Origin of the sequence: Conexibacter stalactiti (assembly GCF_033542075.1) — a bacterium.
Classification (GTDB): Bacteria; Actinomycetota; Thermoleophilia; order Solirubrobacterales; family Solirubrobacteraceae; genus Conexibacter; species Conexibacter stalactiti.
In genome coordinates this window covers 21489-37139 of record NZ_JAWSTH010000033.1, presented here as the reverse complement: position 1 = coordinate 37139, position 15651 = coordinate 21489, and the positions used below count along the sequence as shown (strand labels likewise).

The window sequence follows — 15651 nt, the reverse complement described above, 5'->3', positions numbered from 1 at the left end:
GCTCCGCAACGGAGGAGAAGCGACCATGAGCGGCGCGGTCACCGTGCTCGCCGTCGACGACCAGGAGGTCTTCCGCCGCACGGCGCGGCGGCTGCTCGACGCGACGCCCGACTTCGAGCTGGTCGGCGAGGCGGCCTCAGGGCCGGAGGCGCTGCGGCTGGCCGCCGAGCTGCTGCCCGACCTCGTCCTGCTCGACATCCGGATGCCGGGGATGGACGGGATCGAGACCGCGCGCCGGCTGATGCGGATGGAGCTGCAGTCGACGGTCGTGCTGATCTCGATCGGCGAGGTGCCCGAGCTGCTCACCGAGCCGCTGCAGGCGATCGGCGTCGTCGCCCATCTGCGCAAGCAGGACCTCTCCGCGCAGACGCTCCGCCGAACGTGGGAGTCGCACCACGCCTCATGATGGCTGCTCGGCGAGATAGATCAGCGCCGCCTTGACGCGCTGGCTGACGTCTTGCTCGTGCGCGATCCCGAACTTCAGGAAGATCGCGTGGATGTGCTTCTCGACCGCACGCTTGCTCACCGCAAGCTCGTCGGCGATCGCCTGGTTGCTGCACCCGCGCGCGACCAACGCGAGGATCTCCGTCTCCCGCGTCGTCAGCTGCGCCAGCGGCGAACAGGCGATGCGCCGACGCTCGGCGATCATCCGCTCGACCAGTCGCGAGTCGATGACCGAGCCGCCGCGCGCGACCGTCTCGATCGCCGCCACCAGTTGCCCGCGGCTCTGCACCCGTTCCTTGAGCAGGTAGCCGCGGCCGTCCGCGCCGGCGTCCAGCAGCGCGATCCCGTAGCGCGGCTCGGCGTATTGGCTCAACACGACGACGCCGACCCGGGGATGGGTCCGGCGCAGCTGCGTCGCGACCTGCACACCCTCGTCGGTCAGCGCCGGCGGCATGCGCACGTCCGTCACGACGACGTCGGGAGCGAGCTCCTCGACGGCGCGCAGCACCTCGTCGCGATCGCCGCAGAGACCGACGACCTCGAGCGACGGCGATCCCTCCAGCACATGCTCCAGCGCCGTGCGGATGATCGAGCTGTCGTCGGCGATGACGACGCGGAGCGTCATCGGCCGACTATCGAGCAGGTCGCCGGCCGCAGTCAAGCGGTTACTGCTCGATCGTGTCGTCGACCTTGTAGTCGCCGAGCTTGTCACGGAACTCCTGCAGCTCCTCGGGACAGTAGGTGTCGAGGATCAGCGCCTGCCCGACGAGCACACGGCGGTCGGCGATGACCGGGCGCTGCCCGACGAACGCCGCGCCGTTGGTCAGCTGGCTGTTGAAGAGCGCGCGGCCGAGCGCGTTGGCCGGGTTGTCGCAGACGGCGCCGCCGTCGGTCCCGAGCGACTTGACGATGATGTCCTGATCGGCCGGGACCGGCAGGCCGGCCCGCTCGAACTTCTGCGTCAGCTCCTGCGCCTTCGCCTGCGCGGCGGCGTCGTCCTTCTGGCCGCTGTAGGTGATCAGGCCGATCACGACGAGGATCAGCAGCACCCCGCCGACGAACCAGTAGATGAAGCGGAAGTCGTCGCCGGACGCTGACGGCTGGGGTGGGGTGGAGGCGCTCATGACGTCACCTCCGGCTGGGCCTGCTTCCAGCTCGGCTTGCGCAGCCGCAGGAACAGCCACGGTGGCAACAAGCCGATCAGCCCGGTCCCGGCAGCGATGACCGCGACGTACGCGACGGTGCTGCCGCTCTCGAACTGCGACGGCGGCACGAATCCGATCACGATCGCCGCGGCGGAGGCGACGAAGCCGACGACGCAGAGGAAGGCGAGCGCCGGCGCGCGGTAGCCGCGCTCGACGTTCGGCTGGGTTCTGCGCAGGCGCCGCGCGGCGACGAACATCAGCAGGTAGACGACGAGGTAGACCTGCGTCGTCATCACCGACAGGATCCAATAGGCGCTGGAGACCGACGGGATCAGCGCGTAGAGCAGCGCGATCACGGTCGTCACGGCGCCCTGGATGACGAGGATGTTGACCGCCACCTCGTGGTCGTTCTGGCGCTGGAAGTACGGCGGCAGGTAGCCCTCTCTCTGGGCGATCATCAACAGTCCCTTCGAGGGGCCCGACAGCCATGTGAGCATCCCGCCGAGCGAGGCGCAGACGAGCGCGATCGCCACGATCGGGACCAGGATCTGCAGGCCGAAGTAGGCGAAGAAGCCGTCGAACGCCTGCATCACGCCGGCGGTCAGGCTCAGCTCCTGGGACGGGATCACCCAGCTGATCGCGAGCGCCGGCAGGATGAAGATCAACAGCACCAGCGCGCAGGCGAAGAACATCGCGCGCGGGAACTCGCCGCGGGGGTTGCGCAGCGAGCCGACGTGGACGGCGTTCATCTCCATCCCCGAGTAGGAGAGGAAGTTGTTGACGATCAGCACGAGGCTGGCGATCCCCGTCCACTGCGGGATCAGGTGGTCGGCGTTCATCGGCGCGGCCGAGGCGTTGCCCTGCGCGAGGTAGATGATGCCGAGGATCACCAGCAGCGCACCGGGGATCAGCGTGCCGACGAGCAGGCCGCTGGAGGCGAGCTTGGCGATCCCGCCGACGCCGCCGTGCGCCGACATGAGCACACCGGCCCAGAAGACGATCACGATCACGACGCCGGTGTAGACGCCGTTGGTCGCCAGATCGGGATTGAAGACGTAGGCCAGCGTGCTCGCGACGAACCCCAGCAGCGTCGGGTAGTAGAAGATCGTCATCGCGAACTGACACCAGACGGCGAGCAGGCCCCACTTCGCCGAGAGCCCCTCGCTGACCCAGCGATAGACGCCGCCGCTCCAGCCCGACGCCAGCTCGGCCGCCACGAGCGCCTGCGGGATCAGGAAGATGATCGCCGGCACGATGTACAGGAACACGCACGCGAGGCCGTAGATCGCCATCGTCGGGGCGCTGCGCAGGCTCGCGACCGAGGCCGTGGTCATGAACGCCAGCGTCAGCCAGGTGATGTACGTCGGCTTGGCGATGACCAGCTTCGCCGCCGGGGCGGCAGCCGGTCGATCGGCGGGAATGTCCATGGAGGCCATGGCGGCGACTCTTCCGTGCCCCAGCAGCGGCGTCGAGGTGGCGTGCATGCGCCCGCGATGGGTGCGCGCACGACTGCCCGACCTCGACGCGGACATATCGTGGAGACGCTCTCGCGCAGGAAGGGGAGACTCGTCCTGATGCCGCTGAACCCCGGAAGGGGGAGTGATGAGGAACTTGATCGTGACCGGTGTCGACGGCTGCGACGGCGGCAAGGACGCCGCCGCGCTCGCGGTGGCGCTCGCCGCCGGCACCGATGCGGAGGTGCTGCTGACCGGGGTGTGGCAGGAGACCTTGCTGCCGCTTCCCTTGCTGCTCGGACCGCAGATGAGACCGCTGGAGGAGATCGAGCGGATGCTCCTCACCACGCGCGCCGAGCTCGCCCCGCGCGGGATCACCCGTCCGCTGAGCGACCTCTCGCCGGCGCGCGCGCTGCGGCGGACGGCGCGCGAGGAGCACGCGGACCTGATCGTGCTCGGCTCCACGCACGCGCCGCGCGGGCACGTCCGCGCCGGACAGTGCGCCCGGCAGGTCATCCACGACGCTCCGTGCGCGGTCGCGATCGCGGCGACCGGCGTGCACCATGAGCCGTTCGCGGTCCGCCGCATCCTCGTCGGGATCGACGGCGGCGTCGAGAGCGACGCCGCGCTGACCGCGGCCCGTGGGCTGGCCCGGACACTCGGCGCGCAGCTGAACGTGCTCACCGCCGGGGAGGTGCGCCTCGGCGATCCCGACACCGAGCTGGCGCTGGCAGCCGCGGCGGCCGACCTCGTCGTCGTGGGCTCACGTCACTGGGGGCGGCGCTCGCGCGTCGTGATCGGCAGCATCGCCGAGCGGCTGATGCGCGACGCGCCGTGCTCGCTGATGGTGGTGCCGCGCCCAGCCGAGGAGGCCAGCGACCGATGAGCGCCGTCGGCTTGACATAACCCGGCGGCGCTCATCGCACCGTCAGGGTTGCCGCGGCTGTTCACCGACGTCCAGTCACCTCTGCCGGTGCTGTGGCACGGAGTGAAATTTCAGTTGACACCGGATGTGTCATCGAATACACATTGCAGGTACAGGAGGTTCTCGCGCGGGTCGCGGCGGAGGCGTCGAAACGTCGGCGTCGGCCTGCCCGCACGCGCGAGTTCCGGGCATCACCGGAACCCCCACCGGTGCCGGCGCACGCCGAGCAGGCACAGAGGAGAGAGGCAGAATGCGAAGTGAATCGAGAGGCGGCCGCCTGATGCGGCGCCTGTTGCGCGCCCGCGCCGCCGGCACGCTCGCCGCAGCGCTCGCGGCTGCGGCCGTGTCCGGCTGCGGTGACGGCACGACCGCGACGACCAGCGGCGCCGGCGGAGACCGGACGCTGACGATCGCGACCCCGGGCTTTCCCCCGAGCCTCGACCCCGCGACGGGCGCCAACGAGCACGGCGACTACTTCAACCTCGCCTACGACCCGCTGATCGTGCAGGCTGCCGACGGCAGCTTCCAGCCCGGGCTGGCGACGAGCTGGAGATACGGGCCGCGCAACGAGAGCTTCGCCATCACCCTGCGCAGAGGCGTCAGATTCAGCGACGGCACGCCGCTCGACGCCAGAGCGGTCAAGACCTGGATCGAGCATGCGATGAGACTGCCCGGAGGACGCGGCCCGACCTATCTCGGCTCGCTCGAGTCCGTCGACGTCACGGGCCCGCTGGCGCTCACGCTGCGGTTCTCCTCGCCCACTCCGCTGCTCGAGCTGGTCTTCAGCCAGGTGCTCGAGATGGGGATGATCGGCAGCCCCAGAGCCGTCGCCGCCGGGACCCTCGCCACCAAGACCGACGGCGCCGGGCCGTACATGCTCGACCCGGCCAAGACGGTCGCGCGGGACCACTACACCTACGTCCGCAACCCGCACTACTGGAACAGAGCGGCGCAGCACTGGGACGAGGTCGTGATCAAGACGATCTCGAATCCGACCGCTGCGCTGCAGGCGCTCAAGACCGGCCAGGTGCAGGTCGCCAAGGATCAGCCGATCTCCAACATCGCGGCGGCTGAGAGCGCCGGCCTCAGATACGTCGATCCGCTGACCCTGCTGATGTCGCTGTCGCTGATGGACCGCGACGGCAGAGTCGCGAAGCCCCTGGCCGACGTGCGCGTCCGCCAGGCGATCAATCACGCGATCGACCGCAGAGCGATCGCGGAAGCGCTCGGCTCCGGCCACGCGCGCCCGACGGTGCAGATGGCCGTTCCCGGCGACGACAGCTACGACGCCGCGCTCGAGCAGCGCTACCCGTACGACCTCGCCAAGGCGAGAGCGCTGCTGGCCGATGCCGGCTACCCGGACGGCTTCAGCCTGCCGGTCCTCTCGCTCGCCGCGGTCGGTCAGGACCAGATGGCGCAGGCGCTCGCCGGCCAGCTGGAGAAGGTCGGCATCGAGCTCGAGCTGGACGTGAAGGCCACCAACGACGAGTACGTGAAGGGCCTCTCCAGCGGCAGATACCCGGCGGCGACGCTCAGCTTCGGACGGGTGCCGGCAGCGATCGACTACCAGCTGCTGTGGGGTCCCGATGCGGCGCTGTTCAACCCGTTCAGAGCGACCAGCCCGCGGCTTGACGCGCTCGACGCACGGCTCGACGCGGCCAGCGGCGAGCAGGCGCCCGCGATCGCGCGCAGCATGCAGGCCGTCACCGTCGACGACGCCTGGTACGCGCCCGTCTTCGCCGCTCCGCTCGTGGTCGTCCACAGCGACGACGTCGCCGGCGTCGTCGCGACGCCGGAGCGCAGCGTCGTCTACACGCCCGAGATCAAGCCCACCGACTGAGAGATGGACGTGCTGAAGGTGCAGACCTCCGCAGAGGCGCCGGCGGCCACGCCGCCGGCGCCGCGGCCGACGGTCCCGTGGTGGAAGAGCGGACCGATCTACCACATCTATCCGCGCAGCTTCGCCGACTCCAACGGCGATGGCGTCGGCGACCTGCAAGGCATCGTCGAGAAGCTCGACCACCTCAACGACGGAACCGAGCGGTCCCTCGGCGTCAAGGGCATCTGGCTCTCCGCGATGTACCTGTCGCCGGGGCGCGACGTCGGCTACGACGTCGCCGACCACCGCGTGATCGACCCGGCCTTCGGCACCCAGGAGGACTTCGAGACGCTGGTGCGCGAGTGCCGCAGCCGCGGCATCCACGTGATCCTCGACTTCGTCCTCAACCACACCTCGGACCTGCATCCGTGGTTCCTCGAGTCGCGCGCGAGCCGCACCAGCGCCAAGCGCGACTGGTACGTCTGGCGCAGACCAGTCCGCGGGCGCAAGCCGCCGAACAACTGGCGCTCCTTCTTCGGAGGTCCGGCATGGACCTTCGACGAGGAGACCGGCGAGCACTACCTGCACACGTTCCTGCCCGAGCAGCCGGACCTCAACTGGCACAACCCGGAGGTGCGCGCGGCCTGTCTCGACGTCGTGCGCCACTGGCTCGGCCACGGGATCTCCGGCGTGCGCCTCGACGTCTTCAACGCCTACTTCAAGCATCCGGACCTGCCGGACAACCCGCGCCGGCTCGGGCGCAGCGCGTGGAGCCGGCAGCGTCACCTCTACAACAAGGACCGTCCGGAGCTGCACGGCTTCCTCGAGGAGCTGCGCGCCCTGCTGGACGAGTTCCCGGACACGATGGCCGTCGGCGAGACCTTCGACGGCCATCCCGAGCTGGCCGCCAGCTACTGCGACAGCCTGCACATGGCGTTCAACTTCGACTTTCTGCTGCAGCCGTGGAAGCCGAGCGCGATCCAGCGCGCGATCGAGCGCTGGGACCGGCTGCTCTCACGCGAGGGGACGTGGCCGTGCTACGTGCTCTCCAACCACGACAACCCGCGCCACGCGTGGCGCTACGGTCGCGATCTCGCCAGCGGCGCGGCGGACGCTCGCGCCAAGGTCGCCGCCGCGCTGCTGCTGACGCTGCGCGGCACGCCGTACATCTACTACGGCGAGGAGATCGGGATGCAGGACGTCCCCGTCTCGCGCGACGAGGCGTGGGACGTCGCCTTCGACGGCGGCACGCGAGACACCGCTCGCACGCCGATGCACTGGGACGACAGCGCGTTCGCGGGCTTCTCGTCCCAGCGCCCGTGGCTGCCGATCGGACCCGACTACCGCGAGCGCAACGTCGCGCACCAGCAGTCCGACGGCCGCTCGATCCTCAGCTTCTACCGTCGCCTCAGCGCGCTGCGCGCGCAGACGCCGGCGCTGCTGGAGGGCAGCTGGACACCGTTGCTGAAGGCGCCGCGAGCCGCGCTCGTCTACATGCGGGAGACGCCCGGCAGCCGCGCGCTGGTCGCGCTCAACTTCACCGATCGACGCGTGCGCGTGAGACTCGACGCGCCGATGCCGACGCGTCGCTGGACGCCCCGCGTCAGCACCCGGCGACCCGACATCGGCTGGTCGGTCCACCTCGGGCAGACGCTCGAGCTGGGACCCTACGAGGCGACCGTGTTCACGTCGGAGGCGGAGCGATGACGCCCCCGCGGCTCACGCCGGAAGGGCGGTGTGACGCATGCTGCGGTTGATCGGACGGCGCCTGCTGTGGTCGATTCCGCTGCTGGTGCTGGTGCCGACGTTCACGTTCCTGATGGTGGCGTTGATCCCTGGGGACGTCGCCCGGACGCTGACCGGATCGAGCGGCAGCGAGGCGCAGTACCAGCAGCTGCGACAGACGCTGGGCCTCGACGAGCCGCTGCACGTGCGCTACTGGGACTGGCTCCAGAACGCCGTCCAGGGCGATCTCGGCATGTCGCTGTTCAGCCAGCAGCCGGTCACCGAGCTGCTCGGAAGCCGGCTCTCGGTGACCTTCTCGCTGGTGATCGGCTCGACGCTGCTGGCGGCGCTGATCGGCGTCGCCTTCGGAATCGCGGCCGCGATGCGGCCCGGCCGGAGCGGCAAGGTCGTCGACGCCGTCTCGCTCGTCGGGCTGGCGATCCCGAACTTCTTCCTGGGGCTGCTGCTGGTGGCCTGGTTCGCGGTCGCGGTCCCGCTCTTTCCGGCGACCGGCTACGTCGATCCGCAGGACTCGCCGCTGGAGTGGCTGCGGAGCATCGTGCTGCCGGTCGTGACGCTCGCGGTGCCGGGCATCGCCGTCGTCGCCAAGCAGACGCGGGACGCGATGGGCGACACGCTCGAGCGGCCGTTCATCCGCACGCTGCGCGCGTGCGGGGTCTCGCGCCGCTCGATCGTCTTCAAGCACGCGCTGCGCAGCGCCGCGATCCCGATCGTGACGGTCGTGGGCATCATCTTCGTGGGAGCGCTGAGCGGGACCGTGCTGGTGGAGACCGTCTTCGCGATGCCGGGGCTCGGCGGCGTCGCGGTGCAGGCGACGGCGCAGCACGACGTGCCGCTGATCCAGGGGGTCGCGGTCTACTTCACCGTCGTCGTGGTGCTCGTCAACCTGCTCGTCGACATCGTGTACGGCTGGCTCGATCCGCGGGTCCGCGTCGCATGAGCGCGCTCGCCACCCCGGACGCGGCCGTCGGCGCCAGCAACGGCGCGCGCGGATCGTTCGCGCGGCGACTGCTGCGCAGACCCGTCGCGATCGGCGCGATCGCCTTTCTCGCGCTGCTGACGCTCGCCTGCGTGCTGGCGCCGCTGATCGCTCCCTACGATCCCAAGGAGCAGGATCTCGCCGCCGTTCTCAGCGGCCCGACGGGCGATCACCTGCTGGGGACCGACACGCTCGGGCGGGACGTCCTGAGCCGGCTGCTGCACGGAGGGCAGCGCAGCCTGCTGTCGGTCCTCGAGGGGCTGGCCGTGGTGCTCGCGATCGGCGTGCCGCTCGGACTCCTGGGCGGGTACCTCGGCGGGCGCAGCGACCGTCTGCTGAGCCGCGTGGCGGAGCTGCTGATGGCGATTCCGGCGATCATCCTCGTGCTGGTCGTGCTCGCGGTGCTGCCGCACAACGAGGACGCCGCGATGGTCACCTTCGGCGTGCTGGGTGCGCCCGCCGTGCTGCGCGTGGTGCGCGGCGCGACGCTGAAGCTGCGCGAGGAGCTGTACGTGACGGCGGCGCGGGTCTCCGGCCTGTCGCACGCGCGGATCGTGCTGCGGCACATCCTGCCGCGCGTGACCGGCCCGGTGATCGTGCAGGCATCGATCTTCGCGGCCTACGCGCTCCTGTTCGAGACAGGGCTGGCGTACCTCGGCCTGACGGCCGACCCGACGACACCGACGTGGGGCGGGATGGTCGCCGAGGCCTCCACCGTGATGCAGCAGCAGGTCTGGCTGCTGTTCCCGGCGGGCGTGTTGATCGCGGTGACGATCATGGCCTTCGGCCTCCTGGGGGACGCAGTGCGCGACGCGGCGGTCGCGACCGAAGCGCCGGGGCGGCGGCGCGCGGTCGCCGCGGCGCCGGCCGGCATCGGCGAAGCGGCGGCGGCCGACGAGCGGCCGGACGCGCTGCTGCGCGTCCGCGGCCTCTCCGTCGTGCTGGAGCGAGGCGGCGTCGACGTGCCGATCGTCGACCGCGTCAGCTTCGACGTGATGCCGGGCGAGACGCTCGGGCTGGTCGGCGAGTCGGGCTGCGGCAAGAGCGTCAGCGCGCTCGCGCTGCTGCGGCTGCTGCCGAGCGGCATGCGCGTCGCCGAGGGCGAGATCGGGTGGGAGGGGGAGGACGTGCGGAGATACAGCGACCGCGCCTTCGACGCGCTGCGCGGTTCGACGTTCGCCTACGTCTCCCAGGAGCCGCAGGCGAGCCTCGACCCGACTTTCACGATCGGCTCCCAGTTGGTCGAGGTCGTCCGCAACCACGAGCACTGCTCGCGCGCGGCCGCCAAGGAGCGCGCGCTGGAGCTGCTGAGGCTGGTCGAGATCCCCGCGCCCGAGCGGATCGCGCGATCGCACGCGCACGAGCTGTCAGGCGGCATGGCGCAGCGGATCGCGATCGCGCTCGCGCTCGCCGGCCGACCGCGGCTGCTGATCGCCGACGAGCCGACGACCGCGCTCGACGTGACGGTGCAAGCGGAGATTCTGGCGCTGCTGCGCCGGCTGCAGGAGGAGACGGGGATGGCGATCGTGCTGATCACCCACAACTGGGGCGTCGTCGCCGACATCTGCGACCGCACCGTCGTTATGTACGCCGGCCAGGTCGTCGAGCGCTGCGCGGTCCAGGAGATGTTCGACCGGCCGCTGCATCCGTACACGCTCGGGCTGCTGGAGTCCCACCCGTCGCTGGCGACCGCGCGCGGTGCGCTGCCGTCGATGGCCGGACGCGTTCCGGCGCCCGGCGACTGGCCCGCCGGCTGCCGCTTCGCGCCGCGCTGCCGCTACGCGCGCGCCGAGTGCGAGGCCGCCCCGGTGCCGGTGCGGACGGTCGAGCCCGACCGCGTCTCGCGCTGCGTGCGGGTCGAGCAGGTCTTCCCCGTCGCGGAGGAGGTCGGTCGGCGATGAGGCCGCTGCTCGAAGTCGAGGGCCTGTCGGTCGCCTACCGGCGCCGGGGCGCCGTGGTCCGCGCGCTCGACGACGTCAGCTTCGACGTCGGCGCCGGCGAGACCGTCGGCCTCGTGGGCGAGTCAGGGTCGGGGAAGTCGACCGCCGGTCGCGCGATACTCGGGCTGACGCCGGTCAGCGCCGGGACGATCCGCTTCGACGGGCGCGACGTGACCGAGCTGCCGTTCGCCGCCCGCCGCGAGCTCTACCGCGACATGCAGATGGTCTTCCAGGACCCGTACAGCTCGCTCAACCCGTCGCGGACGATCGGGCAGACGCTCGCCGAGCCGCTGCGCGCCTTCGGCCTGCGCGACCGCGCGCAGCTGCGCGCACGGGTCCGCGAGATGCTCGAGCGCGTCGACCTTCCGCCCGAGGCGCAGGCGCGGCATCCGCGCGAGTTCTCCGGCGGCCAGCGGCAGCGGATCGCGATCGCGCGCGCGCTGATGCTGGAGCCGAGGCTCGTGATCTGCGACGAGGCGGTCAGCGCGCTCGACCTCTCGATCCAGGCGCAGGTGCTCAATCTGCTGCGCGAGCTGCAGGGCGACAGCGGCCTCAGCTACCTCTTCATCTCGCACGACCTCGAGGTCGTGCGGCACCTGTGCGACCGCATCGTGGTGCTGTACCGCGGCCAGGTGATGGAGTCGGGCGAGGGCGCTCGCGTGTCGAGGGACCCGTCGCATCCCTACACGTACGCGCTGCAGCAGGCGGCCCCCGTCCCGGACCCGCGCCTGCAGCGCAGCCGGCGCCAGGCGCGTGCCGCGCAGGCCGAGACCTCGCTGGATGCGGCCGCGGAGTCCCGCGGATGCCCGTTCGCTCCGCGCTGCCCGCACGCGCAGGCGCGCTGCCGGAGCGAGCGGCCGCGCCCGCGGGCCGTCCACGACGGCGGCCTGGTCGCCTGCCACCGGTATCCCGAGTGGCGCGACGAGCTCGCGGGGGAGGGCGTCGTCGCCGCGCCGGGCGGCGACGCGGTCGAGCCCGCGCTGCCCGGGCCGGTGGGCAGGGGGACCGATCACGATGCGTGAAGCTGTGCAACGAGGAAACGAGGGCAGGGTGCAGGGAACCGTGGAGGGGCACGTCGCACCGGGGTACGAGCCGGTCGCCGACGAGTTCGCGCGCAACTTCGCGCAGCGAGGCGAGCTGGGCGCGGCATTCGCGGTCGCGCGGGAGGGCGAGATCGTCGTCGACCTGTGGGGTGGCGTCGCCGACCGTGCCAGCGGACGGCCATGGACAGCCGATACGGCGCAGATCCTCTTCTCCGGGGCCAAGGGGCTGGTCGCGACGTGCCTGCTGATGCTGATCGAGCGCGGGGCGCTGGAGCTGGACGCGCCGGTCGTGCGCTACTGGCCGGAGTTCGGCGCCGCCGGCAAGCAGCGTGTGACGGTGCGCGAGATCGTCTCCCACACCGCGCGGCTGCCCGGCCTCGAGACGCCGGTGACATGGCAGGAGGCGACCGACGCGCAGCGGATGGCGGAGCTGCTGGCCGGGCAGCGCCAGAGCGACGACCCGCGCGCGATCCGCACGTACCACGCGATGACGTTCGGCTGGCTGGCCGGCGAGCTGGTGCGACGCGTCGACGGCCGCACGGTCGGCCGCTTCTTCGCCGAGGAGGTCGCCGCGCCGCTCGCGCTCGACCTCTGGATCGGGCTGCCGCCCGAGCTCGAGCCGCGCGTGGCGACCGTCGAGCTGGCCGCGGACTGGGGGAGCGCCGAGACGTTCGGCTCCGGTACGGGCGTCGACGACGCCGCTGCCGACCCGCTGCGCTGGTCGGTCTTCCAGAATCCGCTGCGCTACGACCGTTCCAGCTTCCCCTGGAACGAGCCGGCGTGGCACCAGGCGGAGGTCCCGAGCTCCAACGCGATCGGCACGGCGCGCTCGATCGCCCGCCTCTACGACGGCCTCGGCGAGCTGCTGTCGCCCGCGACGCTGGAGCTGGCCGTCACGCCGCTGAGCAGCCGCTGGGATCCGCTGCTCGACAGCCCGACGACCTTCGGCGTCGCGTTCCAGCTGCAGACCGAGAGACGCCCGCTCGGCCCGCCTGCCGGCGCCTACGGCCACGGCGGCTCGGGCGGTTCGCGCCACGGGCGCTGGCCCGAGCAGCGGCTGGGCTTCTCCTACGCGATGAACCTGATGCGCGAGAGCCCCGACGACGAGCGCGGCCTCGCGCTGTTGGGGACGCTGCACGCGTGCGTCACGAAGGTGCCGGCATGAGCGCCTCCGCGGAGCCGCAGGCGCCGGTGCCGTCCGAGCAGGCGCGCGCCTACCTCGACGCGGTGGGTCCGGCGGCGCCAATGTGGGAGCGCGAGATCGACGACCTGCGCGCGCAGATGCGCGAGGAGGCGGGGCGCTTCGGCGGCGATCCCGAGCCGATCGCCTCGGTCGCGGAGATCGATGCGGGCGGCGTGCCCGCGCGCCTGTACCGCCCGACCGGGGCCGAGCGCGGGGTGTATGTGTGGCTGCACGGCGGCTCGTGGATGATCGGCGACCCGGACTGCTTCGAGACGATGGCCCGCGCGATCGCGAACCGCGCCGGCTGCGCCGTGCTGTCGGTCGACTATCGCCGTGCGCCCGAGCATCGCTACCCGGCCGCGACCGACGACGCCTGGAGCGCAGTCCGCTGGGGCGCCGATCGCTTCGAGCACGTCGCCGTCGGCGGCGACAGCGCGGGCGGCAACCTCGCCGCGGCCTGCGCGCTGCGCGCGCGTGACGAGCAGCTGGAGCTGGCGCTGCAGCTGCTCGTCTATCCCGTGCTGGACCCGGACCTCGACGCGCCCTATCGCGAGGAGTTCGTGACCCGCTACGCCGCCTTCCTGGGCGAGCAGGCCGACTACGTCGGGCAGGCGCGGGCGAGCCTGGAGTACATCTGGGACGTCTACGTGCCCGATCCCGCGCAGCGGCTGCTGGCCGACGCGGCGCCGATGCGCGCCGCGTCGCTCACGGGCGTGGCGCCGGCGGTCGTGGTCGTCGCCGAGCACGACATGCTGCGGCCCGAGAGCGAGCGCTACGCGCGCCGGCTCGACGCCGCCGGCGTGCCCGTCGAGCTGTGGCCCTACCCCGGTCAGGTCCACGGCTTCGCCAACCTGCTCGGCGCGATGCCCGACGCCCGCGATCTCGTCGATCGCTCCGCCGCCGCGCTGCGGCTCGCGTTCGCCGACTAGGCCTCGACGCTTGGGGGTGGGGCGCGCCCCGCTCTAGACTGGTCGTCCAATGAACGGGGTCCGGATCAAGGACGTGGCGGCGAAGGCGGGCGTCTCGACGGCGACCGTCTCGCGCGTGCTGCACGACAACGGATACGTGTCGGCGGCGGCGCGCGAGCGCGTCGAGGATGCGCTGCGCGAGAGCGGCTACCGCATCAACGCCGTCGCGCGCGAGCTGCGCAAGCGGCGCACGATCACGATCGGGCTGATCCTCCACGGCGCGCTCTCCAACCCGTTCGTCACCGAGGTCGTCGTCGGCGCCGAGCACGCCGCCGCCGAGCAGGGCTTCAGCGTCCTGCTGTTCAACGCGCGCGGCGACGCCGAGCGCGAGTACGAGTGCGTCGAGACGCTGCTGAGCCGGCGCGTCGACGGAATCGTCTTCACAACGGCGGTCAGCGGTGACAACGTGCAGCGCGTCGTCGACGCCGGCGTCGCAGCGGTGGAGATCGAGCGCCGGCTGTGCCCGGCGGCGGCATCGGTCGTCGTCGACAACTACGACGGCGCTCAGGAGGCGATGAAGCACCTGCTCGAGCTGGGACACCGCCGGATCGGCTACATCGGCGAGCCGTTCCCCGAAGCGCAGGCGCGGCACGAGGCGACCGACATCGCGCGGCGTCGCTTCGATGCCTACCGCGACGCGCTGCGGGAGGCCGGCGAGCCGTTCGACGAGGCATGCGTCGTGCGCGGCGACTACCCGCGCGAGCAGGGCGGCTGGGGCGGCCTCGAGACCGGCGCCGCCTACATGGACCGTCTGCTGGCGCAGGCGCCCGACCTGACCGCGGTCTTCGCCGCCTCCGACCTGCTCGCCGCCGGCGCGCTCCAGACGCTCTACGCGCGCGGCGTGCGGGTGCCCGACCGGATGTCGCTCGTCGGCTTCGACGACACGTTCGCGCCGCACCTCGCGCCGCCGCTGAGCACCGTGCGGCAGCCGATGTTCGAGATGGGCTTCAAGGCCGCGTCGCTGGCGATCACGCTGATCACCGACGACCGCGCGGAGCCGCCGGTCGAGCGCTGCGCGATGAGCCTCGTGGTGCGCGCGACGACGGCGCGCCCGGGCGCGTGAGCTGAGGGACCCAGACCAGACGACCCGTGGCCGGTGGTGCGGCGCTCCGCGCGCGGCGGTCGCGCGTCCTCGCTCCCGCCCTCACCTCTCCTACGCCCGATAATCGATCTTATGTGAACTACTAGGAGAAGATGCGGCGAGCAACGACCCGGAGCCAAGCCGACGGCGCTATCTCGGACCGGTCCGCTCGAGCTTCGTCCAGCCGCGCCAACCGCGCTCCTCGAGCAGCTCGAGCAGGCGCGCCGCGATCGGCGTGGCTTGGAGGAAGGTCGCGTCGAGCAGCTCGACGAGCTCGTCGGTCATCGGGTCCGCGCCGTATGCCTCCAGCTCCTCTTCGTAGAGCGCTTCGATCGACGCGACCAGCCGGTCGGCCAGCGCGGGCAGCCGGGGATCGTCGCGCTCCCACTCGAACGCCGCCGTGCCGATGTCACGGTAGAGCTCGAGGAGCGTCGGGTCCTCCAGCTGCGCCCGCTTCGAGGTCATGTACATCGGCATGCTCGCGGGCAGCCGGGCCGCGACGAGGATCCACGCGTCGCGCTCGGCGTCGACCATCCGCTCCGGAAAGCCGAGCTGGCGCATCCGCTCGAGGTAGGCGACGGCCTCCGGGGGCAGCGCGAGGCTGTCACCGGCCGCAAGCTGCGCGATCCGCTTGCGGTGCCGCTGCCGCTCCCGGATCTCGGCCTGCAGGCGGTGGTCGATCTCCTCGACGGCCGCGGCGAACTCGTCCGGATCGGCCGCGAGCAGCTCGCGCACGCGCGACAGCGGCACGCCGGCCTCGGCGAGCGTGCGGATGCGGATCAGCTCGACGACCGCTACAGCGTCGTATCGCCGGTAGCCGGAGGCGTCGCGCCCCGGTTCGGGCAGCAGGCCCTTCTGGTGGTAGAAGCGGACCGCGCGCACCGTGACGCCGGCGTACGACGCCAACTGGCCGATCGTGAGCAC

General features: G+C 71.8%; 14 protein-coding genes. 10 read left to right on the top strand and 4 right to left on the bottom strand.

Going from position 1 to position 15651, the window contains the following annotated elements; all coding sequences use genetic code 11:
* The first annotated feature begins 25 nt into the window (after positions 1-25).
* On the top strand, positions 26-406 hold the full coding sequence (locus tag R7226_RS13980) for a response regulator (RefSeq protein WP_318597787.1): 381 nt from the start codon (positions 26-28) through the stop codon (positions 404-406).
* Here R7226_RS13980 and R7226_RS13975 read toward each other — a convergent pair.
* From R7226_RS13975 to R7226_RS13965, 3 genes are read right to left on the bottom strand one after another with little or no spacing between them, the layout of a single operon-like run.
* Positions 401-1156, bottom strand: a complete 756-nt coding sequence (locus tag R7226_RS13975; protein WP_318597786.1) for a response regulator transcription factor — start codon at positions 1154-1156, stop codon at positions 401-403. The genes R7226_RS13980 and R7226_RS13975 overlap by 6 nt on opposite strands.
* Positions 1110-1568: a hypothetical protein gene (locus R7226_RS13970; protein WP_318597785.1), complete on the bottom strand. Its 459-nt coding sequence runs from the start codon at positions 1566-1568 to the stop codon at positions 1110-1112. The genes R7226_RS13975 and R7226_RS13970 overlap by 47 nt, the downstream gene beginning before the upstream one ends.
* A complete protein-coding gene (locus R7226_RS13965) occupies positions 1565-3025 on the bottom strand; it encodes an APC family permease (protein ID WP_318597784.1) in 1461 nt (486 codons plus the stop codon). Before R7226_RS13965 ends, R7226_RS13970 begins: the two co-directional genes overlap by 4 nt.
* A gap of 166 nt (positions 3026-3191) precedes the next feature.
* On the opposite strand from R7226_RS13965, the gene R7226_RS13960 reads away from it, so the two are divergent.
* The 9 genes from R7226_RS13960 (at position 3192) to R7226_RS13920 (ending at position 14709) form a co-directional block, all read left to right on the top strand.
* Positions 3192-3929: a universal stress protein gene (locus R7226_RS13960; RefSeq protein ID WP_318597783.1), complete on the top strand. Its 738-nt coding sequence runs from the start codon at positions 3192-3194 to the stop codon at positions 3927-3929.
* A 289-nt stretch (positions 3930-4218) separates the two neighbouring features.
* Positions 4219-5808, top strand: coding sequence for an ABC transporter substrate-binding protein (locus R7226_RS13955; protein WP_318597782.1), 1590 nt, complete (start codon positions 4219-4221; stop codon positions 5806-5808).
* A 3-nt stretch (positions 5809-5811) separates the two neighbouring features.
* Positions 5812-7494 (top strand): glycoside hydrolase family 13 protein, encoded by a 1683-nt coding sequence (locus tag R7226_RS13950; RefSeq protein ID WP_318597781.1) that lies wholly within the window; start codon positions 5812-5814, stop codon positions 7492-7494.
* A 37-nt stretch (positions 7495-7531) separates the two neighbouring features.
* Entirely contained in the window at positions 7532-8473 is a 942-nt protein-coding gene (locus R7226_RS13945) for an ABC transporter permease (RefSeq protein ID WP_318597780.1), read from the top strand.
* On the top strand, positions 8470-10413 hold the full coding sequence (locus R7226_RS13940) for a dipeptide/oligopeptide/nickel ABC transporter permease/ATP-binding protein (RefSeq protein WP_318597779.1): 1944 nt from the start codon (positions 8470-8472) through the stop codon (positions 10411-10413). Before R7226_RS13945 ends, R7226_RS13940 begins: the two co-directional genes overlap by 4 nt.
* Positions 10410-11474, top strand: a complete 1065-nt coding sequence (locus tag R7226_RS13935; RefSeq protein ID WP_318597778.1) for an ABC transporter ATP-binding protein — start codon at positions 10410-10412, stop codon at positions 11472-11474. The genes R7226_RS13940 and R7226_RS13935 overlap by 4 nt, the downstream gene beginning before the upstream one ends.
* Positions 11475-11502: 28 nt before the next feature.
* On the top strand, positions 11503-12660 hold the full coding sequence (locus R7226_RS13930) for a serine hydrolase domain-containing protein (protein ID WP_318597777.1): 1158 nt from the start codon (positions 11503-11505) through the stop codon (positions 12658-12660).
* Positions 12657-13607 (top strand): alpha/beta hydrolase, encoded by a 951-nt coding sequence (locus R7226_RS13925; RefSeq protein ID WP_318597776.1) that lies wholly within the window; start codon positions 12657-12659, stop codon positions 13605-13607. The genes R7226_RS13930 and R7226_RS13925 overlap by 4 nt, the downstream gene beginning before the upstream one ends.
* A gap of 49 nt (positions 13608-13656) precedes the next feature.
* Positions 13657-14709, top strand: a complete 1053-nt coding sequence (locus R7226_RS13920; RefSeq protein ID WP_318597775.1) for a LacI family DNA-binding transcriptional regulator — start codon at positions 13657-13659, stop codon at positions 14707-14709.
* A gap of 168 nt (positions 14710-14877) precedes the next feature.
* On the opposite strand, the gene R7226_RS13915 is transcribed toward R7226_RS13920, so the two are convergent.
* Entirely contained in the window at positions 14878-15651 is a 774-nt protein-coding gene (locus R7226_RS13915) for a MerR family transcriptional regulator (protein WP_318597774.1), read from the bottom strand.